Origin of the sequence: Burkholderia sp. RF4-BP95, from assembly GCF_001521985.1 — a bacterium.
Taxonomy (GTDB): Bacteria; Pseudomonadota; Gammaproteobacteria; order Burkholderiales; family Burkholderiaceae; genus Burkholderia; species Burkholderia diffusa.
Window position 1 is genome coordinate 50,954 of record NZ_LOSX01000039.1, and the last position, 21,212, is coordinate 72,165.

Below are 21,212 nucleotides of genomic sequence, written 5' to 3' on the forward strand. Positions count from 1 at the left end.
CCCGTGCCGTGGTCGCTGTTTACCGCACGTGCGGCAGCAACGCGCGCAGCCAGTACGCGACCGCCACCGCGCCGCCATCCGGCGTGCCGATCGCGCGTTCGCCGAGATAGCTCGCACGCCCCGCGCGCGGCGTCATGCCGGCCGTTCGCTGCGCGCCGTGTTCCGCTGCCTCGACGGCTTGCGCCCATGCGCCGGCGGGGTCGCGATCATGATCGAGCGCGCGATCGAACGCATCGGCGGCCGGCACCAGCGCATCGAGCATCGTCCGGTCGCCGGCACGTGCGCCGCCCAGTTCGGAGATCGCATCCACCGCGCTGCGCAATGCCGCAGCCCAGTCGCGCGCCGACGGTGCGGCGGTATCCGAGGCATCGGCGAGGCGCCGCGACGCGCGCAGCAGCGCGGTCGCATAAAACGGTCCCGAACTGCCCGCGATCGCTCGACGCAACGCGGTGCCCAGCGCCGCGAGCATGCCGGCCGGCGTGCCGTATGCGGCTTCCGGCAACGCGAGGATCGCCTGCGCGGCGCGATACATGCTCGCGCCGAGATCGCCGTCGCCGGCGGCCGTGTCGAGCTCCGTCAGCGTCGCTTCGTTGTCGATCAACGCTTGCGCGACAGCGTGCAGCGCCGGCTGCAGGCGTGTTGCCCACGCATGGCCGGCCGCATCGAGCGGCGGCGGCGGCTGGTCGGGCGCGGCTGCCGCGGCCACCCGGATCTGCGCGTTGACCGCGCCGCCGCCGGGCCATGCGCGCGCCTGCGTCGGCGCGTCGAGCAGGGCGGCGCGTTCGTCGTTCAGCCGCAGCAGCGAGATCGAGCAACCGGGCATGTTCAGCGCCGACAGGAACGTGCCGGCCCATGCCCGCGCGACGGCGATGCCGCGCCGGCTGAGGTTGTCGTACGCGGCGCGCAGCACGATCGCCAGTTCCATGTCCGGCGTCGCGCCGAGACCGTTGACGAACAGCGCGACGCGTTCGCCGCGATCGAGCACGAGGTCGGCGACGATGCTCGACAGCAGCGTCTCGACCAGCAAGTCGGCCGGCAGCGGCGCGGTGCGTTCGACGCCTTTCTCGCCGTGGATGCCGAGGCCGAGCTCGATCTCGTGATCCGCGAGGCTGAACCCCGACTTGTCGGCGCCCGGGATCGTGCAGCCGTCGAGCGCGACGCCCATCGTGCCGAGTTCCGCGGCTGCGTCGCGCGCGATTGCCGCGACGCGGGCGAGCGGCAACCCGCGCGCGGCGGCCGCGCCGGCCAGCTTGTGGATCAGCACGGTGCCCGCGATCCCGCGTCGTTGCCCGCGTTCGACGCGGCCGCGCAGCGACACGTCGTCGGCGACGATCACGGTCTCCACGGGAATGCCCTCGGCGCGCGCAAGTTCGGCGGCCAGCCCGAAATTGAGGCGGTCGCCGGTGTAGTTCTTCACGACGAGCAGCGCGCCGTTCGGGCCGGCGCACGCGCGGATCGCGGCGAGCACGGCGTCGGTCGGCGGCGACGTGAATACCTCGCCGCAGACGGCCGCGCTCAGCATCCCTTCGCCGACATAGCCGCCGTGCGCGGGCTCGTGGCCGCTGCCGCCGCCGGACAGGATCGCGACGGGGCGCTGCGACGGCTCGGGCAGCGGCTGGCGCACGAGCACCTGCTCGTCACCGAGGATCGCGACATGCGGCGACTGCCGGGCGATGCCTTCGAGCATTTCGCGCACGACATCGGACGGGTGGTTCACGAGCTTTTTCATGGCAACGGGTTCCTGACGGTGGGACGAAGCCCGGCCGCACGCATGCGGTGCCGTGGGGCTTCGAACTTTGGATGGTAGACGGCGCCCCCCGAAGGTGGCGCGCCGCGCGGCCGGCGTTACGTAACATCGAAGCATTCGTAGCACGAATGTAACGAAAACAGAGCCGCTCATGGGGCCCGAAACGTACCGAGCATGATTGCGAGCAGCACCCGGACGGGCGTGCGGAGGCTGGCGTGGCGTCGGGCAGGCCCATTCGCCTGGCGCCAATGGCATGGAAAATGCTGTTTCTCCCGCGGTCCTCAACCGAACATTTCCATCGCCCGGACCGCGAGGAGACCACCATGTATCGAACCCGCATTGTCACGTCCGCGGCGTTGCTCGCCGCCGCCGGCATGCTGGCCGCCTGTGGCGGCAACGACGTCGCCGCACCGTCGAGCGCGAACGCGAGCACCAGCGGCGCAACCGACGGCGGCAATACGCCGGGCAGCAACACCTCGGACGGGGGCTGGGGCACCAGCGGCGCCCCCGGCACCCGTGGCGTCGTGAGCACCGCCGGCGCGCTCGCGATCGGCGTCGGCTCGACCGTCAGCGCGATATCGTTGCCGGTACTCGGGAATACCGTGACGCGCAGCGCAGGCGACACGATCTCGAGCGTCAGCACGATTTCGCGCGCCGCGACCGATGCGCTCAGCAACGGGCTCGGCAAGATCGGTTCGACCTCGAACCCGGTCGGCACGACGGTCGCCGGCCTTGGCGACGTCGTCGGCGCGACGGCGAATCCGGTCGCGGGCCTCGCGCAGACCGTCCGCGCGCTCGGCTCGGGGCCGCTGGCGCCGCTCGCGCCGGTGACGACACCCGTCGGCGCGGTGCTCGACACCGTGGCCGGCGGACTCGGCACGGCAGGCAACACGGTCGGCGCGACGCTGGCGTCGGGCGCCGTGCAACAGGTCACGCAGCCGCTCAGCTCGGCCGTCACGCCGCTCGTCATCACGGCCGGCCAGGCGACGCAGCAGATTGGCGCGACCACGGGCCTCGGGCAGCCGGTGGCCGGTCTGCTCGGGCAAGTCGGCAGCGCGCTGGCGACGACGGGCTCGCGGATGGGATCCGTTTCGTCGCAGCCGGCCGTCGGCGCGGTGGGAACGCTCGTCGGCGCGCTCGGCAATACCGTCACGAACGCGGGTGGACTCGTGAACTACAACGGCCCGAACGGCGTCGCGCCGATTCCCGGCCTGATCGTGAGTCTCGCGGGCGCGTCCATCACCACCGTGCAGAACGGTCCGTCGAACGGTTCGAGCGCGTCCGGCCCGCTCGGCGGCGTGCTGTCGGGGCTCGGCTCGACGCCGCTCGGGTCACTGACCGGTGCGCTCGGCGGCACGACCGGTGCCGGTGCGGCAAGCCCGCTGGCACCGGTGACGAATCTCGTGTCGACGGTCACCGGCACGCTCGGTGGCGCGGCGGGCGGAGCCGGTTCCTCGGCGAATCCGCTCGCGCCCGTTACGTCGTTGCTCGGCGGCGTGACGGGCGGCGTCGGGAAATAGTGGCGTACCACACGGCGAGCGGCTGGACCACGCGCTGCTCGCCGTGGGGAAGGCGAGCAGCGCATCGGCTTTGCCGGCCCATGCCGTCGATGAATTGCCACAAGCTGAAGCATCGGGCGCCCGCATCGCCGACGCGCGGCGCCGCGTGCTGCCGCGCGATCGCGCTCACTTGAGCGCTGCGATCGCCTTCGCGCGAATCAGCCGCGCACGCAGCACATTGCGACTGATGCCGAGCAGTCGCGCAGCCTGCACCTGGTTGCGGTGACTGAAGTCGAACGCGACCCGCATCACGGTGTCCTCGATGCGTTCGAACAGGTTCTCGTGCGGCTCGTCGAACAGCGCGCACAGTGTCAGTTCGAGCGCTTCCTGACCGGGCACGCGGCCCGCCGCTTCCCGCGCGCCGGCAACCACGGCCCGCACGCATGACGTCGACAGGTTCAGGTCGGTGTCCTGCAGCGCATCGTGGCGGCTCACCAGCAGCGCGTGATGGATCACGTTCTCCAGTTCGCGGATATTGCCGGGCCACGAATGCGCTTCGAGGCGCCGCGCCGCGCGCGGGTCGATGCTGCGCGGCCCGTGGCCGACGCGGCTGCGGTATTCGTCGAGGAAGTGGCGCGCGAGCGGCAGGATGTCGCCCGGCCGTTCGCGCAACGTCGGCACGTCGAGCCGCACGACGTTGAGCCGATAGAACAGGTCGGCGCGAAACTGTCCGTCCGCCACCGCCTGCTGCAGGTCGACGTTGGTCGCGGCCACCACGCGCACGTCGATCGGAATGCCCGTGCGCGAGCCGAGCCGCACGACCTCGCGCTCCTGCAGCACGCGCAGCAGCTTGACCTGCATCGACAGCGGCAGGTCGCCGATCTCGTCGAGAAACAGCGTGCCGCCGTTCGCGGCTTCGAACCAGCCGGGCTTCGCGCCGACTGCGCCCGTGAATGCGCCTTTCTCGTGACCGAACAGTTCGCTGTCGACGAGCGTGTCGGAGAGCGCGCCGCAGTTCACGGCGACGAACGGGCCGCCGCCGCGATGGCTGACGTCGTGCACGTGGCGCGCGATCAACTCCTTGCCGGTGCCGGTCTCGCCGACGATCAGCACGTTCGCGTCGCTCGGCGCGACGAGCCGCACGCGTTCGAGCAGCGCGAGCGAACGCGGATCGACGAACACGGGCGCGCGGGTGCGGGCTCGCGCATGGTGCGTGGAGCGCTCGAGAACGGGCGCGCCGCGCGATTCGTCCGGCTGCGCGGTGACGACACGAAGGTTGACCGGACGTGGCGTGGCAAACAGGGAAGTCATGGCGATGAAGGCGTGAGTCGATCGAACGGTTCGAACCAGCGTCGACTGGCGCCGCGGTCCGGTTGCTGCCTGATCAGCAGAGTGTTCAGTGTTTTGCGCCGCACGGGAAACATCGATTTCTGATAACGAAAGCCGGATTGCTGCGCAGGATGCAACGGCGCGGAAGCGCGCTGTCGCGACAGCGGATTCGACGTCATCGCGTTCGATGCAATGGCGTCCGGTCGCGGCGATCCGCCGAATGGCGGGCGCGAAACTGCTGATCGAGCAGCAGCGTATCAGCAACGCTGATTCCGTCGGTTCATCTCACTGTGGAATATCGATGCGATGCGGCTGGCGAAACGCTTTCCATGGCTGGTTATTTGGCCGCGAAAGCTTTGACAGATGGGCGATCGAATGAAACTTCGTGCTGCAGATGATCTGCGCGAACGTGCATCGATCGACAATGGCACGCTCCTTGCGAACCCGACCTGCAGTCGCGCGCGCTTGTCGCCGCCGCGCAGCCCGTCTTTCGTTTTTCCCTTCGATCAGGACCTCTCATGAGCATTCACGAACCAGCAGCCGACGGCGTCAAATTCGCATACTGGGTGCCGAACGTCAGCGGCGGCCTCGTCGTCAGCACGATCGAGCAGCGTACCGACTGGAGCCTCGAGTACAACCAGAAGCTCGCGCGCACGGCCGAGGCGGCCGGTTTCGACTACGCGCTGAGCCAGATCCGCTTCACGGCCGGCTATGGCGCCGAATACCAGCACGAGTCGGTCTCGTTCAGCCAGGCGCTGCTGCATGCGACGACGAAACTGAAGGTGCTCGCCGCGATCCTGCCGGGGCCGTGGCATCCGGCGGTGGTCGCGAAGCAGCTCGCGACGATCGACCACATTTCCAACGGACGCATCGCGATCAACGTCGTCAGCGGCTGGTTCAAGGGCGAATTCACATCGATCGGCGAGCCGTGGCTCGAGCACGACGAACGCTATCGGCGCTCGAAGGAATTCATCCAGGCGCTGAAGGGCATCTGGACGCAGGACAATTTCACGTTCAAGGGCGACTTCTACCGCTTCAACGATTACACGCTGAGCCCGAAGCCTGTTCAGAAACCGCACCCGGAGATATTCCAGGGTGGCAGTTCGCGCGCGGCGCGCGACAACGCGGCGAGCGTGTCGGACTGGTACTTCACGAACGGCAATACGCCGGAGAACCTGAAGGCGCAGATCGACGACATCCGCGCGAAGGCCGCCGCGAACGACCATCGCGTGCGGATCGGCGTCAACGCGTTCGTGATCGCGCGCGACACCGAGGAAGAGGCGCGGGCCGTGCTCGACGACATCGTCCGGCACGCACACGTCGCGGCCGTGCATGCGTTCGGCGATGCGGTGAAGGAGGCCGGCAAGGCGTCACCGGAAGGCGAGGGCAACTGGGCGAAATCCACGTTCGAGGATCTCGTGCAGTACAACGACGGTTTCCGCACGAACCTGATCGGCACGCCGCAACAGATCGCCGAGCGGATCGTCGCGCTGAAGGCGATCGGCGTCGATCTCGTGCTCGCCGGGTTCCTGCATTTCATCGAGGAAGTCGAGTATTTCGGCAAGCGCGTGCTGCCGCTCGTGCGCGAGCTCGAAGCGCAGCAGCAGGCGGTTGCCGCGTGATGCGCGCGGGTGTGCAGGACGTGGCGATCGCGTGAACGTCACGGCTGGCGCCGCGTGCCGCCGGCCGTCGACGATCGCCGCGTCACAACGAACGGCGCGGGTCGGGCGTGAATTCATCCGATCTGCGTCCTGCCGCCCGCGTCACACCGCACCCGCCATTTTCGATGCCTCGACGAGCATCTGCACGCCGAGGCCGCCGAGCACCGCGCCCATCGCCCAGCGCTGCGCGAGCAGCAGCGCCGGACGCCCATGCAGGAACTTCGCGATGCCGCTCGAGCAGATCGCGACCAGCCCGTTCGCCGACGCGAACGCCGCAATCAGCAACGAACCGAGAAAGAGCGACTGGCCGAACACGCTGCCTTGCCGGTAATCGATGAACTGCGGCAGCAGCGACACGAACAGCATCGCGAGCTTCGGATTCAGCACGCTGGTCGTCGCGCCCATCGCGAGCAGCCGCAGCGGCTGCTCGTTCGGCAATGTCTTCACCTCGAACGGCGACCGGCCGCCCGGCCGGATCGCCTGCCACGCGAGGTAGAGCAGATACGCGGCGCCTACGACGCCGAGCACGGTGCCCGCGTACGGCACGCTCAGGAACAGCGTCGTGATCCCGAACGCGGCGCCGAACATGTAGAACAGATAGCCCACCATCACGCCCGCCAGCGATATCAGCCCGGCGGTGCGCCCCTGCGCGATCGAGCGCGACATCACGTAGACCATGTTCGGCCCCGGCGTGATCGCGAGCATGCCGCCGATGACCAGGAATCCGTAGAGCGAGCCGGAGGTGTGCATGGTTGCTGCTTCCCGCGATGAATGTCGATGGCGTTCATTGTCCAGCGATGGAGGCGGCCAGTAAAACGGGATAAACTGAATCGATTGATCAGATTTTCTGAATACCGTGAAAAAGCTCGATCTCGACGTGTTGGCAATGGTGGTGGCGGTGACGGAATCCGGCTCGTTCGCGCAGGGCGCGCAAACGGTGCACCGGTCGCCGTCGGCGGTGAGCATGCAGATCAAGGCGCTGGAGGATGCGCTCGGCAAGCCGCTGTTCATTCGCGACACGCGCAACGTCACGGCCACCGACGACGGCCGCATGCTCGCCGATTACGGCCGCCGGATGCTGGCGATGCGCGACGAGGCGTGGGCGTCGGTCGTGCGCCCGGAGATCCGCGGGCGCGTGACGATCGGCGTGCCGGACGATTACATCTCGTCGCTGCTGCCGCAGGTGCTCGGCAAGTTCGCCGCGATGCATCCGCGCGTCGAAGTGCGCGTGATCGGCCAGCCGAGCAGCGCGCTCGTGCCGATGCTGAAGGACAACACCGTCGACCTTGCCTGTCTCACGCGCATCAAGGGCGTGACCGGCGAACTGGTGCGGCGCGAGCCGATCGTGTGGACGGGCTCGGCAAAACGGAACGTGTGGGAAGAGCGGCCGCTGCCGGTCGCGTTCTTCACGCACGGCGGCAGCATGGCGCGCGATCACGCGATCAAGGCGCTGAACCGGCAGAAGATTCCGTTCCGGATGTCGTACGAGAGCCCGAGCTTCCTCGGCTTGCTCAGCATGGTCGAGGCCGGTCTCGCGGTCGCGCCGCTCGCGCGCTGCAGCATTCCCGCGCATCTGGTTCAACTGTCGCCGAACGAAGGGCTGCCGCCGCTCGACGCGCTCGACGTCGTGCTGGCGCGCAGCGCGCAGTCGGCGCGCCCGCCGTGCGATTACCTCGCCGAACAGATTCTCAATGAATGGCGCGCGTGATCGCGCGGTCCGTCCGCACGCGCGTCAGCACGATTTCAGCAGCCATTCCCGAAACGCCACCAGCGACGGCAGCGTGTCGTTTTCCGGCGGATACACGAGGTAATAGCTGCGCTGGCTGGTGATCGCATCGCCGATCGACACCAGTTCGTTGCGGCTCAGCTCGTCCTCCACCAGCACCTTCGGCACGAGGCCGATCCCCATTCCGGCCCGCACGGTCTGGATCAGGTGCGACGTCAGCTCGAAACTGGGGCCGATCCGCATCTCGCGATGATCGAGCCCGAAATGCGAGAACCATTCGGCCCACGCGTGCTGATTGCTCGTCACGCCCAGCAGCGTCTGCCCCACCGCCCACGCCGGCGCACGCGGGCCGGCCTTGCGGCGCCCGGCCGCCGCATCGGGGCTCGCGATCGCGATCAGGAACTCGTTGTACAGCCGGTGCGCGTGCAGGCCGGGCCAGTCGCCCGCGCCGACGGTGATGGCCGCGTCGAGGTCGTCGGTGTGGAAGTCGATGCCGCCGATCCGCGAATGCAGGTGCACGGTCACGCCCGGATGCGCGGCGTAGAAATCGTGCAGATGCGGCAGCAGCCATTTGGAGCCGAAGGTTGGCAAGGTCGCGAGCCGCAGCGTGCCGGCGCCGGCCTGATGCGACATCGCCTGCAGCGTCGCACCGCGGATGCGCCCGAGCGCGCCGCTCAGCTCGACGAAGTAGCGCCGTCCGACTTCCGTCAGCTTCACCGAGCGGCCCTCACGCCGGAACAGCGGCACGCCGAGCTGATCCTCGAGCGTCTGGACTTGCCGGCTGATCGCGCTCTGGCTCAGCGACAGCTCGTCGGCCGCGCGCGTGTAGCTTTCGTGGCGCGCGGCGGCCTCGAACACGAGCAGCAACGACATGGACGGAGTCAGGCGACGATAATTCATGAGTTTTATGCAAGTTTTGCCGGGGGAGAATTCGTTTGTTTCTGGCGATGATTCGGAAGATACTGGATTTCCGCGTTGCGGGGAATCTTGCTCAAAACTCATGTTTCCGAGCGAAGCCACGCCGCTCCATCCACATTGCGCTTTCATCCCATGTCGATCGCTTCGTTGCCCCGTCCCGTCAGCCCGTCCGAGGGCCGTTATCGCGACTTTCTCGCCGCCCTCCAGGCGGCCGGATTCGCCGGAGAAATCCGCGCGGACCATGCGAACCGGACCGTGCAGGCGACCGACAACTCGATCTACCAGCGCCTGCCTCAGGCGGTGGTCTGCCCCGCGCATGCGGACGACGTGCGGCTGCTCGCGCGCCTGCTCGCCGAGCCCGCGCACCGCGACGTCGCCGTGGCGGCGCGCGGTGGCGGCACGGGCACCAACGGGCAGTCGCTGACCGACGGCGTGGTCGTGGATCTGTCGCGCAACATGAACCGGATCCTGGAAATCAACGCCGGCGAGCGCTGGGTGCGCGTGCAGGCGGGCGTCGTCAAGGACCAGCTCAACGCCGCGCTGAAGCCGCACGGCCTCTTTTTCGCGCCCGAGCTGTCGACGTCGAACCGCGCGACGGTCGGCGGAATGATCAACACCGACGCGAGCGGGCAGGGCAGTTGCACGTACGGCAAGACGCGCGACCACGTGCTGGCGCTCGACTTCGTGCTGATGGGCGGCGAGCAGCTGCACAGCGACGCGCTCCCCGATGACGAGCTGGAACGCCGCTGCGCGCGGCAGGACCGCGTCGGCAAGGTGTATCGCACCGCGCGCCGTATCAGCGACGAAAAGGCCGCGCTGATCGACGCGAAGTTTCCGAAGCTCAATCGCTGCCTGACCGGCTACGATCTCGCGCACCTGCGCGAACCGGACGGCCGCTTCAACCTGAACAGCGTGCTGTGCGGCGCCGAAGGCTCGCTCGGTTTCGTCGTCGAGGCGAAGCTGAACGTGCTGCCGATCCCGAAGTATTCGGTGCTCGTCAACGTGCGCTACGCCGGCTTCATGGACGCGTTGCGCGATGCGCGTGCGCTGCTCGAGCTCAAGCCGCTGTCGATCGAGACGGTCGACTCGAAGGTGCTGATGCTCGCGATGAAGGATTTCGTGTGGAGCAGCGTGGCCGAGTATTTTCCGCAGGACGACGCGCGTCCGACGCTCGGCATCAACCTGATCGAATTCAGCGGCGACGATGCCGACGACGTCGATGCGCGCGTGCGCGCGTTCGTCGAGCATTTGCGCACCGACACGAGCGTCGAGCGGCTGGGCCACACGCTCGCGACCGGCGACGATGCGGTGAAGCGCGTGTACGCGATGCGCAAGCGCGCGGTCGGCCTGCTCGGCAACGTGCAGGGCGAGGCGCGCCCGCAGCCGTTCGTCGAGGACACTGCGGTGCCGCCCGAGAATCTCGCCGCGTACATCGCCGAATTCCGCGCGCTGCTCGACGGCCACGGGCTGCAGTACGGGATGTTCGGCCACGTCGACGCGGGCGTGCTGCACGTGCGCCCGGCGCTCGACATGAAGGACCCGAAGCAGGCCGCGCTGGTGCGGCCGGTGTCGGACGCGGTGGCCGAACTCACGCAGCGGCATGGTGGCCTGTTATGGGGCGAACACGGCAAGGGCGTGCGCTCCGAATATGCGCCGGCGTTCTTCGGCGAGCTGTATCCGTCGCTGCAGCAACTGAAGGCCGCGTTCGATCCGCACAACCAGTTCAACCCGGGCAAGATCGCGACGCCGCCGGACAACACGCTGCGGCTGCTGAAGATCGACGAAGTGCCGACGCGCGGCGACCACGACCGGCAGATCGACGAGCGCGTGTGGCAGAGCTATGGCACGGCGATGCACTGCAACGGCAACGGCGCGTGCTACAACTTCGATCCGGACGACGCGATGTGCCCGTCGTGGAAGGCGACGCGCGAACGCGTGCAGTCGCCGAAGGGGCGCGCGTCGCTGATGCGCGAATGGTTGCGTCTGCAAGGACAGGCCGGCATCGACGTCGTCGCGGCGGCGCGCGCGCGACAGCCGTTCCTGCGCGGCCTCGTTGCGCGCTGGCGCAACAGCCGCGCCGCGCGCGACGGCGAAGCCGACTTCTCGCAAGAGGTGTACGACGCGATGGCTGGCTGCCTTGCGTGCAAGTCGTGTGCGGGGCAGTGCCCGGTCAAGGTCAACGTGCCCGAGTTCCGCTCGCGTTTTCTCGAGCTGTATCACCAGCGCTACCTGCGGCCGCTGCGCGACTATTTGATCGGCTCGCTCGAATTCACGATGCCGTGGATGGCGCGCGTGCCCGCGCTGTACAACGGCCTGATGCGTGCCGGCTGGGTGCGCACGCTGCTCGAGCGGCACGTCGGCATGGTCGACAGCCCGCTCCTGAGCCGCTTCGACCTCGCGGCCGTGATCCGGCAGTGGAACGTGCGGCCGGCCGATCCGCGGGCACTCGCCGCGCTGGACGATGCGCAGCGCGCGCGCAGCGTCGTGATCGTTCAGGATACCTTCACGCGCTATTTCGACACCGAGCAACTGGCGACGCTGATCGAGCTGGCCGCGCGCGTCGGCTTCCAGGTGTGGCTCGCGCCGCTCGCGCCGAACGGCAAGGCGCTGCACGTGCAGGGCTTCCTCCGCGCGTTCGAGCAGGCGGCGATTCGCAATGCGACGCAACTGGCCGCGCTCGCGCGCTCGGGTGTCGCGCTCGTGGGCCTCGATCCGGCGATGACGCTCACGTATCGGCAGGAATACCTGAAGGTGACGGGGCTCGCCGACGTGCCGAAGGTCGCGCTGCCGCAGGAGTGGCTGCTGCACGCGCTGCCGGAAGTCGCGGCGGGCGCGGGTTCGGGCGGCGTATCGGCGGCGTATCGGCTGCTGCCGCATTGCACCGAGAAGACCAACGCGCCGGACAGCGGCAAGCAGTGGGCGCAGGTGTTCGCGCGTCGCGGGCTGCGCCTGGCGGTTCAGGCGGCCGGCTGCTGCGGGATGTCGGGGACGTACGGGCACGAGGCGCGCAACCTGCAGACGTCGCGGGCGATCTATGCGCAATCGTGGGCCGCGCATGTCGATGCGCCGGACGAGGCGGGCGAAGCGCTGGCGACCGGGTATTCGTGCCGCAGCCAGGTGAAGCGCATGTCCGCGCGGCAGCTGCGTCATCCGCTGCAGGCGCTGCTCGATCACGTGCGTGCGGCGGGGTGACGGGCGGTGGTGAGCGTGATGCGGCAGCGCACGCGCCGGATTGAGCGGCACGTGCAATGCCGCGACTGACACCCGCCCTGGCTCAGGCGCCGGCTTTCGCGGTCTTCCGGGCGCGTTGCTTGCGCGCTGCTGGAAACGCGCCGACGCCGCGCGGCCGTTTCGGCTCGATGCCCGTTTTACCGATGACGTGCCGGAAATCGATCTCGTGCGCGGCGAGCGCGCCGATCAGGGTCGCGATGACCGCGAGGTGGGAAGGGACGGTGCCCTTGCTCGAATAGTTCGTGATGGAACTTTCGTTCATACGGATCAGGCGGGCGAATTCCCGAGCCGTCAACTGCGCTTTCTTCAACTCCTGTTGAAATTCCGCATACGCCATTGCACACATGTCGCTTCATCTCCGCAAAACTTGAATCGGCTCCGCGCGGCGCCGGCGCCGACGGATGGCGTTCCCGTCGTGCCGGCGTCGCGGGGCGTTACATCTTCACCTGGTCGAGGAAGGTCTTCTTGCCGCTCTTGTAGCCGTAGATCGAGATGATCCCGTGCGTCAGGTCGCCCTTCGCGTCGAACGTCGTCGTGCCGATCACGCCTTCATATTTCGTCGACGGCATCGCCGCGAGGATCTTCGACGGGGCGGTCGAGTTCGCGCGCTTCATCGCGTCGACCGCGATGTAGACCGCGTCGTACGCGAACGGCGCGTCGAACTTGATGCCCTGGTTGAAGCGCTTCTGGTACTTGGCGAGGAACGCCGCGCCGCCCGGCATCTTCTCGAGCGCCGCGCCGGCCTGCGAGCACAGCACGTTGTCGGCCGCCGGGCCGGCCAGCTCGGCCAGCGAGTCGGTGCACACGCCGTCGCCGGACAGGATCTTCGCGCGCAGGCCGAGCTGCTTCGCCTGCTTCGCGAGCGGGCCGCCGGTGGCGTCCATGCCGCCGTACATGATCGCGTCGGGGTTCTCGCCCTTGACCTTCGTCAGAATCGCGCGGAAGTCGACGGCCTTGTCGTTGGTCGCATCGTGCGAGAGCACCTTCAGGCCGAGCGCCTTCGCCTTCTTTTCGAATTCGTTCGCGAGGCCCTGGCCGTACGCGGTCGAATCGTCGATCACCGCCACGCTCTTCACGCCCTTCGACTGCGCGTAGCTCGCGAGTGCCGGACCTTGCTGCGCGTCGGTCGCGACCACGCGATAGGTCGTCTTGAAGCCCTGCTGCGTGTAGGTGGGGTTCGTTGCCGACGGCGAGATCTGCACGATGCCGGCGTCGCTGTAGATCTTCGACGCCGGAATCGACGTGCCCGAGTTCAGGTGGCCGATGACGGCGACGACCTTGTCGTCGACGAGCTTCTGCGCGACCTGCGTGGCCTGGCGCGGGTCGGCCGCGTCATCCTGCGCGTCGAGCTGCAGCGTGATCTTCTTGCCGCCGATCGTCAGGCCCTTCGCATTGATTTCCTCGACCGCGAGGCGCGCGCCGTTCTCGTTGTCCTTGCCGAGGTGCGAGATGCCGCCCGTCGTCGGTTCGACGCTGCCGATCTTCACGACCTGGTCGGCCATCGCGCCCGATGCGGCCGCGAATGCGGCGGCGGCCAGTGCGACGGTCATCAGGGGTTTGCAGCGCATGCCGACAATGCTTCGTTCCATCTGCCATCTCCGTTGATTGATATTTCTATTGCCGTCCGGTCGGCCGCGCGCCCTCGTGAGGCGATCGGCGAGCCGGACGCGTCTCCGTGACCCATGACGGGTTCGGCTTGCATGTCGCCGGGCCGTCGAGACCGGCGATTTCGTCTGACGACATGCAATTGGTATGAATATATCCGAACCCGTTTGCGCCCGCTTGCGCGAATTGCCCGGCCTTGCGCAAATGTGATGCGCTTGCGCGGCTTTTCGCGCAGATGTGGCTGTTTTGTACCGTCGAATGCTCCGATTATTCGACCGGACCGCCACCGATGACCATGGACAGTGCCATGCAATCAATCGAGAACTGTTCGGTCGGTTTGTCTGCACACTTTCATCGTCACGCCACGGCGAAGTCGCCATCCACTCGATGCAACTAACGGTCAAGTCCGCCCGCGTCGATGAATTGGCGCGCGGTGTCGAACTGCATGTGTGTCCAGTTTTGCAGCCGACGGGGCCCGGCTTGGCGGAACCGCGCCCCCGTCGTTCTTCGAGCAAGTCTTGCCGTCCGACGAAACCGCGCGCCTATGTCCGTCCGCGCAAGGCCACGAGTATCACGCCGGCAATTGCGAGCAGGCCACCGCACACCGTCTCGATGCCGGGGCGCTCGCCCGTCAGCGCCATCGACAATGCCGTCGCGACCGCCGGCGTCAGATAGAGGAAATTGGCGGCGCGCGCCGCGCCGAAGTGGCCGAGCGCGAAGGTCCACGTCGCGTAGCCCAGCGCGGCGGGAAAGACGCCGAGCACCAGGACGGCAAGCGCCGTGTCGCGCGAAGCCCCGCCGCCGAGCGACACGAGCGCGCCGGGCAGCCATGGCGCGAGCAGCACCGCACCCGCCAGCAGCGTATAGGCGGCGCAGGGCAGCGCGCCGTACACGGGGATCAGCCGCCGCTGCAACACGAAATAGCTGGCCGAACACAGTGCCGCGCCGAGAATCAGCGTGCTCCCGGAGCCGAGGACGAGACCGCCCGGCTGTCCGTGCGCGATCACGGCGATGCCGGCCAGGCTGACCAGCGAGCCGAGCCATCCCCAGCGATTGAAGCGTTCGCGCAGAAACAGCGCGGCCAGCACCGCCGTGAAGATCGGCAGCGTGTTCACGATGAAGCTCGCGGCGCCGGCCGACACGGTCTGCTCGCCGGTGTTGAGCAGCGCGTTGTAGAGCGCGATGCCGAGCAAGCCGCAGACGAGGAAGCGCAACGCGTCGCCCGTGGCCGGCAGTCGAGGCCGCCGCCACGCGAGCCATGCGATCACGAGCACGGCCGCGGTCGCGAAGCGTGCGGCCGCGAGCTGCAGCGGGGCCAGCCCGTGCAGGCCGATGCGGATGAACGGGAAGGCGGAGGCCCACGAGACGATCGTGAACGCCACCGCGCCGGCCGCGACGAGCGGCAGTCGCGCGCCGCGCGACGAGGAGGAAGAAAGCGTGTTCATGCGGCAATGGTGCGACGTGGTCAGATGTTAAGCTAGCGCACAGATCAACATGCGGGTATGAATATGGCTCACAGCTCGGTGCGCATGCGGCGGCGTGTGGCGGACGCGCTGCCGGCCCTCGCGTCGGCACCCGGCCCGCGTCCGCCGCTGGCCAGTCTGGAGACCGTCTGCACGGTGGCGCGCCAGGGGTCTTTTCTGGCGGCCGCCGATGCCTCCGGCGTCACGCATGGCGCGATCAGCCGGCGCGTGGCGGCCGTCGAGAACTGGCTGGGCATGACATTGTTCGAACGTCATGCGCGCGGCGTGCGGCTGACGCCGGACGGTCAGCGCTTCGTCGGCCGGATCGAACAGGCGTTCGCGATCATCGACGGCGCGGCCGATCAGTGGCGCTTGCCGCGCACGCCGAGACTGGTCAGGATGAGCGTGGTGCCGGCGTTCGCGCAGCTCTGGCTGCTCGAGCGCCAGCATGCGCTCGAGAGCGAGGCGCCCGCGTTGCGCATCGAGCTCGGCATCGAGCTTCGCAACGTGGATATCGCCGCCGGCGAAGCGGATCTGTCGATCCGTTACGGGCGCGGCAACTGGCGTCGGCTCGAGACGCGCGAGTTCATGCCGGAGACGCTTTATCCGGTCGCGCATCCGCGGCTCGCCGCGCAACTGGCCGCGCTGCGCCGTCGAAACGGCGACGCCGCGCTGCTCGAGATGCCGCTGTTGCACGACTCCGACGTGACGGGCTGGCGTACCTGGTTCGACGCGCTCGGCATTCTGTTCAAGCCGCGCGCGCAGGATCGCCGCTTCGAGGACTACAACCTGGTGCTCGCGGCGGCCGAAGCCGGGCTCGGCGTGGCCCTGGCGCGGATGCCGCTCGCCGATGCGTATCTCAAGCGCAGCGCGCTCGTGCGTGTGAGCCGGCATGAGGTCGAGTCGCTGCTGAGGTATCACTTCGTGCATGCGAAGGGCGAGAATCGTCCGGAAGTGCTCGCGCTGATGGAGCGGATGCGGGCGGCGCTGGGGTAGGCGACGGCAGCGTCGGGACCGGCGACGCGACGTGCGTCGACGCCGCCGGTGCTCGACCGCGGCCATGGGATCGTCGACAATGCGACCGCGGAAAACCGCGAGATCCGAAGATGAACGAGAATCGACAGTTTTTGCAGACGTGCGGATGCAGAGGGAGAGAGTGAGTAATGAATAGACCAGACAAGTCGTCGAAAGCGCGTGCGGCGCTCGACCAGCTGTTTTCGGGCATGGCGCCCGCGGACGCGCAGCAGCGCGCGTCGCGTCCGGGCAATCCGTTCGAAGCGGCAGGCGACCCCGCCGGCGCCGACGGCCGCGTCGAAGTCACGTTGTCGACGAGAATCCAGTTGCGCGGCTATCCGGGCGCGGATGCGTTCATGAAGCGCATGGCCGAAGCCTGGGGCCTCGCGTGGGGCCCGTACGACGCCGTGCGGGCGACGGCGACGCTGCCGGCCGGCTGGCGCTCGCGCCGGCTTCCGGAAGTCACGCAGATCGTCGATGAACGCGACGTGCTGCGCGCGGAAAGCAGCCTGCAGGGCGGCGAGATGTCGTATCTGAAAGTGCATCCGCGCTATTACATCGATGCGCGCAAGGGGTTCGGCTGGCGCAAGTCGTCGAAGGCGTCCGACGATCCGGATCTCGACGGCCCCGACTGGAACTGCTACGTGATGGATCGGGAAAAGTCCGTCGAAGTGCACGAGATGACGACGTCGTCGTCGAAGGCCGATCTGGACAACGCCCGTGCGACGTTGCTTAAATGGCTCGACGAGCACTACCCGAAGCATCGCGATCCATTCGCGTACTGGACGGATTGCGAACGCCCGTTGTAAGGCGCGCACGGCGCGCCGTCGCCGCGGAGGGCAATTGAAGCAGACCGGTGCGGTCCCGATTCTCTGGGCAGCGTTCGGCGCGGCGTTCGGCTCGACCGTCGTCGAGTTGCTGCTCTGGCCGATCGCCGGAGAAGACGCCTTTCACAACCTGCTTCGCGACGCGCGCCTGACGGCCGCCCTCGTGATGGGGCGATCCGTGCTCGGTGCGCCAGCGGGCTTCGATCCGACGATCATGGGCGTGGCGACGCTGGTGCATGCCGCGCTGTCGCTTGCCTATGCGGCCGTGCTGGCGAGAATGGTCCGCAACCTGTCGCCGGGCGTCGCGCTGCTTGCGGGCGGAGCGTTTGGATGCGTTCTCTACGGCATCAACCTGCATGTGTTCACCGCGGTGTTCCCGTGGTTCGCCGCAGTGCGCGGCGCGATCACGCTGGTCGCCCATGTGGCGTTCGGTGTCGTTGCGGCGGGCGTCTACTGCATCGTCCGGCGCTCGCCGCGCGCATGATCGCCGATGGTCCCTGCGTCGCGCATTCGCATCCCGACCCCTGGAATAATCCGGCACGCTACATCGTCTAATGATCGGGTGACTCGATACGAAGCCGCGAGTCGTTCGTGATGCCAAGGATCGGGGGGGCGGGGCAATCATGCAGGAGCCGATCATGTGCAACTTGTTTCGGGTCGGGATGGGCGTCGTTTGTCTCGGCTGCTCCATGTGCGTGCTTGCGCAAACGTACGACGACACGCCGGATGAGGGCGCCCGTTGCCGTGCGGTCGTCGTGCAAGCGGAAATCGACGGCACGGAACAGCAGATCGTCGGGCGCGCGTGCCGGCAAAGCGACGGCACCTGGCAGATGATGCAAAGCCAGGACGGCACCATCGTGTGGTATCCGGACACCGCTTATCCGTATGCCGACCCGTGGTACTGGGGGCCGGCGGTGTTCGTCGGCACGGGTGTCAGTTTCGTCTTCATCGACCGTTTCCATCATCGTCATCACTTCGACCACTTCGGTCACGTTGGTCACTTCGGTCACTTCGACGGGGGCATGCGTGGCCGCGTCGGCGTTCCGATGGGTAGCGGCTTTCATCGTGGTCCGACCTTTGTCGGCGGGGAGCACGGGTTCGGCGGGATGCGCCGGCATTAGACCTGCGCACACGGCGCGGCGGCCGCACACCGCAATGCGCGTCCGGCCAACGGCATCACGCAGAAACTCGACGATGACATCCATCTGCTCGTCGATCCTGAGCTTCCATTGCCATGACGATGTCTTGCCATCCTTCTGAAAGCGCTCGAACCCACGTTCGGTGAGCTGGGCAGCCAGTGACGCGTAGCCGTCACGCTGGAAGCCTCGCACGCTGTCGAGACGCTGGAAGAAGCGTTTGTCCGCTACGGGCTGCCGGACATCGTGAACACCGATCAGGGCAGTCAGTTCACGACGGGCGCGTTCATCGATACCGTGCTGGGTCGACAGGTCCGGTTGTCGATGGACGGTAAAGGTGCCTGGCGCGACAACGTGTTCGTCGAGCGGGTCTGGCGCAGTATCAAGTACCAAGAAGTCTATTTGAAAGCGTACGAGTCGGTCAGCCACGCCCTGCGCTCCATCAGCGAATACATCAAGCTGTACAACCGGAAACGGCCCCATTCGACCCTGGCGGATCAGACGTCGGACGAGGCATACTTCGCGACGCCGCCTGCGATCAAATCGGCAGCATGATTGCCTCGGACGTCCCACTTAAAAATCTCAGAAAACTGTCCGAATGAGTGAGGCCACCTCTCAAGCCCTCCGACGCGGGGGCTTCTGCACGCCACGTCTCGCGAGCCGCATCCATAACATGAAGGTATTCGGGCCATGCAAATTATGTATTTTTTGTATGGATGCTCGACGCCTACATTGTCGATATTCGATTTCCTCCAGAGAGAACTGCGATGAAACAGACAATGCCTGGCGTGACGGCGGCAGATAGCCGACAAAAGATTGGAGATAAGATTCGGCAATTCACGCCGAACTGGTTTGCGATGACGATGGGCAACGGCATCGTGTTTCTCGTCATTGCCGGACTGCCTTGGCACTTCGCCGGCCAGATGCAGCTGGCGCGAATGCTCTGGGCAGCCGATAGCGTGCTCTATGTGGTCTTTGCCGGCATGTTTGCGGCGCGCTGGATCTTCTATGCGGACACGATCCGCCCGATGCTGCATCACCCGCTGCAGTCGATGTTCCTCGGCGCGGTGCCGATGGGTCTCGCGCCGATCATCAACGGTTTGGTCATCTTTGCGGCACCGCATGCGGGTGAAGCTGCGAGCCAGCTCGCCTACCGCCTGTGGTGCGTCGACGCCGTGCTGGCACTCGCCGTTGCCATCGCCGTGCCATACATGATGTTCACTGCGCAAGACCATGCGCTCGAGCGCATCACGGCGGTGTTGCTGTTGCCTATCGTCGCACCCGAAGTGGCCGCCTCGAGCGCGGCCGTACTCGCGCCGCATGTCGACGGGCAAACCGCGCGTTTCCTGGTCACTGCGGGTTACGTTCTGTGGGCGGTGTCGGTGCCGCTCGCTTTCACCGTGCTCACGGTCGTCTTCTTCCGGTTGGTGATACACAAGCTGCCGCATCGTGACCTTGCACCGTCCAGCTGGCTGACACTCGGCCCGATCGGAACCGGCGCGCTGGGCTTGCTCGCACTGGGCCAGGTTGCGCCAGGCGCCTTTGCGGGCACGCCTTTCGTGGCGACCGCGATCGTCGCGCGTGACATCGGATTGATCGGCGGCTTGCTGCTTTGGGGTGTGGGCCTGTGGTGGCTGGCCACGGCGATCCTGTTCACCGTGCGGTATTCCCGTGACGGGCTGCCGTTCAACCTGGGATGGTGGGGCTTCACGTTCCCTCTCGGTGTATATACCGTCGCGACCTTCAGTCTTTATCGGACGACCGGCTTCGTCGCGTTCGCCGCCGTCGGCATGCTGCTCGCCGCCCTGCTCGGCGCGTTGTGGGTGACCGTTCTTTCGCGCACGGTGCGCGGCCTCGTCCGCGGTGAACTGTTCCACGCCCCCTGTCTTGTTGGCCGGGCACGCGTTGCATTCGCCTGAACGCGTTCTCGGCGCCAGCTTCGGCGGTCGTGCCTGCAAAGGGCGGCTTGCCGACGTGTAGAGATGTCCATGCATGTCACTGATCCTTCGAAGGAGATCCAGAATGTCCAAACCTGCCCGCCGTGTGGCCGTGACTGGAGCGGCCGGTCAAATTGCCTATTCGCTGCTGTTCCGAATCGCCCGCGGTGATTTGCTCGGCGACGATCAGCCCGTCATCCTTCAGCTTCTCGAACTGCCGAACGCGCTGGAAGCGCTGCGCGGCGTGGTGATGGAACTCGAAGACTGCGCATTCCCGCTGCTCCAGTCGATCGAAATCGGCGATGATCCGCGCGTCGCGTTTCGCGACGCCGATTACGCGCTGCTCGTCGGCTCGCGGCCGCGCGGGAAGGGCATGGAGCGGCGCGACCTGCTCGCGGCGAACGCGGCGATCTTTCGCGCCCAGGGGCTGGCGCTCAACGAGGTGGCGAGCCGGCGCGTCAAGGTGCTCGTCGTCGGCAATCCGGCCAATACCAACGCGTGGGTGACCCGTCACCATGCGCCCGATCTGCCGGTGGACGCGATTACTGCGATGATCCGTCTCGACCACAATCGCGCGGTGTCCAGGCTCGCTGCGCAATGCGGCGTGGCAGTCGATGCGGTGACCCGCATGATTGTGTGGGGCAATCACTCGCCGACGATGTACCCGGACTATCGCTCTGCATTGATCGACCGGCAACCGGCCCCGATGCTCGTAGGGGATGAGCGCTGGGTTCGCAACACGTTCATTCCGGAAGTCGCGCGCCGGGGCACCGCGATCATCGAGGCGCGCGGAGCATCGTCCGCGGCGTCGGCAGCCAATGCGGCGATTGACCAGATGCGCGACTGGATCCACGGAAGTGACGGGCGTTGGGTGTCGATGAGCATCGTCTCGAGCGGCGAGTATGGCATTCCGCGCGGCCTCGTGTTCGGCATGCCGACGATCTGCAGCGAAGGGCGATATCGTGTCGTCCCGGATATTCAGATCGACTCGTTCGCGCGCTCCCGAATCGACACGTCGGTTGCGGAGCTCACGGACGAACTGCAGGCAGTACGAGCAATTCTTGCGCTTTGAGGTGATTCGAAGCAGCTCGCATTCGATCAATTTCCGTTTCAGACAAC

19 protein-coding genes are annotated in these 21,212 nt (G+C 67.2%); 12 read left to right on the plus strand and 7 right to left on the minus strand.

Going from position 1 to position 21,212, the window contains the following annotated elements:
• Nucleotides 1–19: 19 nt before the first annotated feature.
• Nucleotides 20–1,729 (minus strand): dihydroxyacetone kinase family protein, encoded by a 1,710-nt coding sequence (locus WS46_RS15275; protein ID WP_059691001.1) that lies wholly within the window; start codon nt 1,727–1,729, stop codon nt 20–22.
• 341 nt (nt 1,730–2,070) lie between these two features.
• Here WS46_RS15275 and WS46_RS15280 point away from each other — a divergent pair, with 341 nt between their 5' ends.
• Complete coding sequence (locus tag WS46_RS15280) at nt 2,071–3,267, plus strand: collagen-like triple helix repeat-containing protein (RefSeq protein WP_059691002.1); 1,197 nt, start codon at nt 2,071–2,073, stop codon at nt 3,265–3,267.
• Nucleotides 3,268–3,432: 165 nt separating this feature from the next.
• On the opposite strand, the gene WS46_RS15285 is transcribed toward WS46_RS15280, so the two are convergent.
• On the minus strand, nt 3,433–4,557 hold the full coding sequence (locus WS46_RS15285; RefSeq protein WP_059691003.1) for a sigma-54-dependent Fis family transcriptional regulator: 1,125 nt from the start codon (nt 4,555–4,557) through the stop codon (nt 3,433–3,435).
• Nucleotides 4,558–4,645: 88 nt separating this feature from the next.
• Between WS46_RS15285 and WS46_RS35340 the strand changes: the two genes are divergently transcribed.
• Nucleotides 4,646–4,954 (plus strand): hypothetical protein, encoded by a 309-nt coding sequence (locus WS46_RS35340; RefSeq protein WP_156443137.1) that lies wholly within the window; start codon nt 4,646–4,648, stop codon nt 4,952–4,954.
• A gap of 139 nt (nt 4,955–5,093) precedes the next feature.
• Nucleotides 5,094–6,197 (plus strand): dimethylsulfone monooxygenase SfnG, encoded by a 1,104-nt coding sequence (gene sfnG, locus WS46_RS15295; RefSeq protein WP_059691004.1) that lies wholly within the window; start codon nt 5,094–5,096, stop codon nt 6,195–6,197.
• Between the two features lie 141 nt (nt 6,198–6,338).
• Here the strand turns inward: sfnG and WS46_RS15300 are convergent, their stop codons facing one another.
• On the minus strand, nt 6,339–6,986 hold the full coding sequence (locus tag WS46_RS15300; RefSeq protein WP_059691005.1) for a LysE family translocator: 648 nt from the start codon (nt 6,984–6,986) through the stop codon (nt 6,339–6,341).
• A gap of 106 nt (nt 6,987–7,092) precedes the next feature.
• Here WS46_RS15300 and WS46_RS15305 point away from each other — a divergent pair, with 106 nt between their 5' ends.
• Entirely contained in the window at nt 7,093–7,944 is an 852-nt protein-coding gene (locus WS46_RS15305) for a LysR substrate-binding domain-containing protein (RefSeq protein WP_059691006.1), read from the plus strand.
• A gap of 24 nt (nt 7,945–7,968) precedes the next feature.
• On the opposite strand, the gene WS46_RS15310 is transcribed toward WS46_RS15305, so the two are convergent.
• Nucleotides 7,969–8,862 carry a LysR substrate-binding domain-containing protein gene (locus tag WS46_RS15310; protein WP_059691007.1) on the minus strand — a complete coding sequence of 298 codons (894 nt, stop codon included), beginning with the start codon at nt 8,860–8,862 and terminating at the stop codon, nt 7,969–7,971.
• 150 nt (nt 8,863–9,012) lie between these two features.
• On the opposite strand from WS46_RS15310, the gene WS46_RS15315 reads away from it, so the two are divergent.
• Nucleotides 9,013–12,072: an FAD-binding and (Fe-S)-binding domain-containing protein gene (locus tag WS46_RS15315; protein ID WP_059691008.1), complete on the plus strand. Its 3,060-nt coding sequence runs from the start codon at nt 9,013–9,015 to the stop codon at nt 12,070–12,072.
• 82 nt (nt 12,073–12,154) lie between these two features.
• On the opposite strand, the gene WS46_RS15320 is transcribed toward WS46_RS15315, so the two are convergent.
• The 3 genes from WS46_RS15320 to WS46_RS15330 form a co-directional block, all read right to left on the minus strand.
• Complete coding sequence (locus WS46_RS15320; protein WP_059530732.1) at nt 12,155–12,457, minus strand: hypothetical protein; 303 nt, start codon at nt 12,455–12,457, stop codon at nt 12,155–12,157.
• Between the two features lie 88 nt (nt 12,458–12,545).
• Nucleotides 12,546–13,700, minus strand: coding sequence for a branched-chain amino acid ABC transporter substrate-binding protein (locus tag WS46_RS15325; protein WP_059691009.1), 1,155 nt, complete (start codon nt 13,698–13,700; stop codon nt 12,546–12,548).
• Nucleotides 13,701–14,258: 558 nt separating this feature from the next.
• Nucleotides 14,259–15,161 (minus strand): DMT family transporter, encoded by a 903-nt coding sequence (locus WS46_RS15330; RefSeq protein WP_059691010.1) that lies wholly within the window; start codon nt 15,159–15,161, stop codon nt 14,259–14,261.
• Nucleotides 15,162–15,218: 57 nt separating this feature from the next.
• Here WS46_RS15330 and WS46_RS15335 point away from each other — a divergent pair, with 57 nt between their 5' ends.
• The 7 genes from WS46_RS15335 to WS46_RS15365 all read left to right on the plus strand — a co-directional run bounded on the left by WS46_RS15335 (nt 15,219) and on the right by WS46_RS15365 (nt 21,165).
• Nucleotides 15,219–16,175: a LysR substrate-binding domain-containing protein gene (locus tag WS46_RS15335; protein WP_059691011.1), complete on the plus strand. Its 957-nt coding sequence runs from the start codon at nt 15,219–15,221 to the stop codon at nt 16,173–16,175.
• 167 nt (nt 16,176–16,342) lie between these two features.
• Nucleotides 16,343–17,002, plus strand: coding sequence for a hypothetical protein (locus tag WS46_RS15340; protein ID WP_059530720.1), 660 nt, complete (start codon nt 16,343–16,345; stop codon nt 17,000–17,002).
• Between the two features lie 34 nt (nt 17,003–17,036).
• Nucleotides 17,037–17,504, plus strand: a complete 468-nt coding sequence (locus WS46_RS15345) for a hypothetical protein (RefSeq protein WP_059691012.1) — start codon at nt 17,037–17,039, stop codon at nt 17,502–17,504.
• Between the two features lie 154 nt (nt 17,505–17,658).
• The gene (locus WS46_RS15350) at nt 17,659–18,141 is read left to right on the plus strand and encodes a hypothetical protein (RefSeq protein ID WP_059691045.1); all 483 of its coding nucleotides are present in this window, start codon (nt 17,659–17,661) and stop codon (nt 18,139–18,141) included.
• Nucleotides 18,142–18,402: 261 nt separating this feature from the next.
• Nucleotides 18,403–18,711: an integrase core domain-containing protein gene (locus WS46_RS15355; RefSeq protein WP_179949154.1), complete on the plus strand. Its 309-nt coding sequence runs from the start codon at nt 18,403–18,405 to the stop codon at nt 18,709–18,711.
• Nucleotides 18,712–18,923: 212 nt separating this feature from the next.
• Nucleotides 18,924–20,075, plus strand: a complete 1,152-nt coding sequence (locus WS46_RS15360; RefSeq protein ID WP_059691013.1) for a TDT family transporter — start codon at nt 18,924–18,926, stop codon at nt 20,073–20,075.
• A 103-nt stretch (nt 20,076–20,178) separates the two neighbouring features.
• Nucleotides 20,179–21,165, plus strand: a complete 987-nt coding sequence (locus tag WS46_RS15365) for a malate dehydrogenase (RefSeq protein ID WP_059691014.1) — start codon at nt 20,179–20,181, stop codon at nt 21,163–21,165.
• The last annotated feature ends 47 nt before the right edge of the window (nt 21,166–21,212 follow it).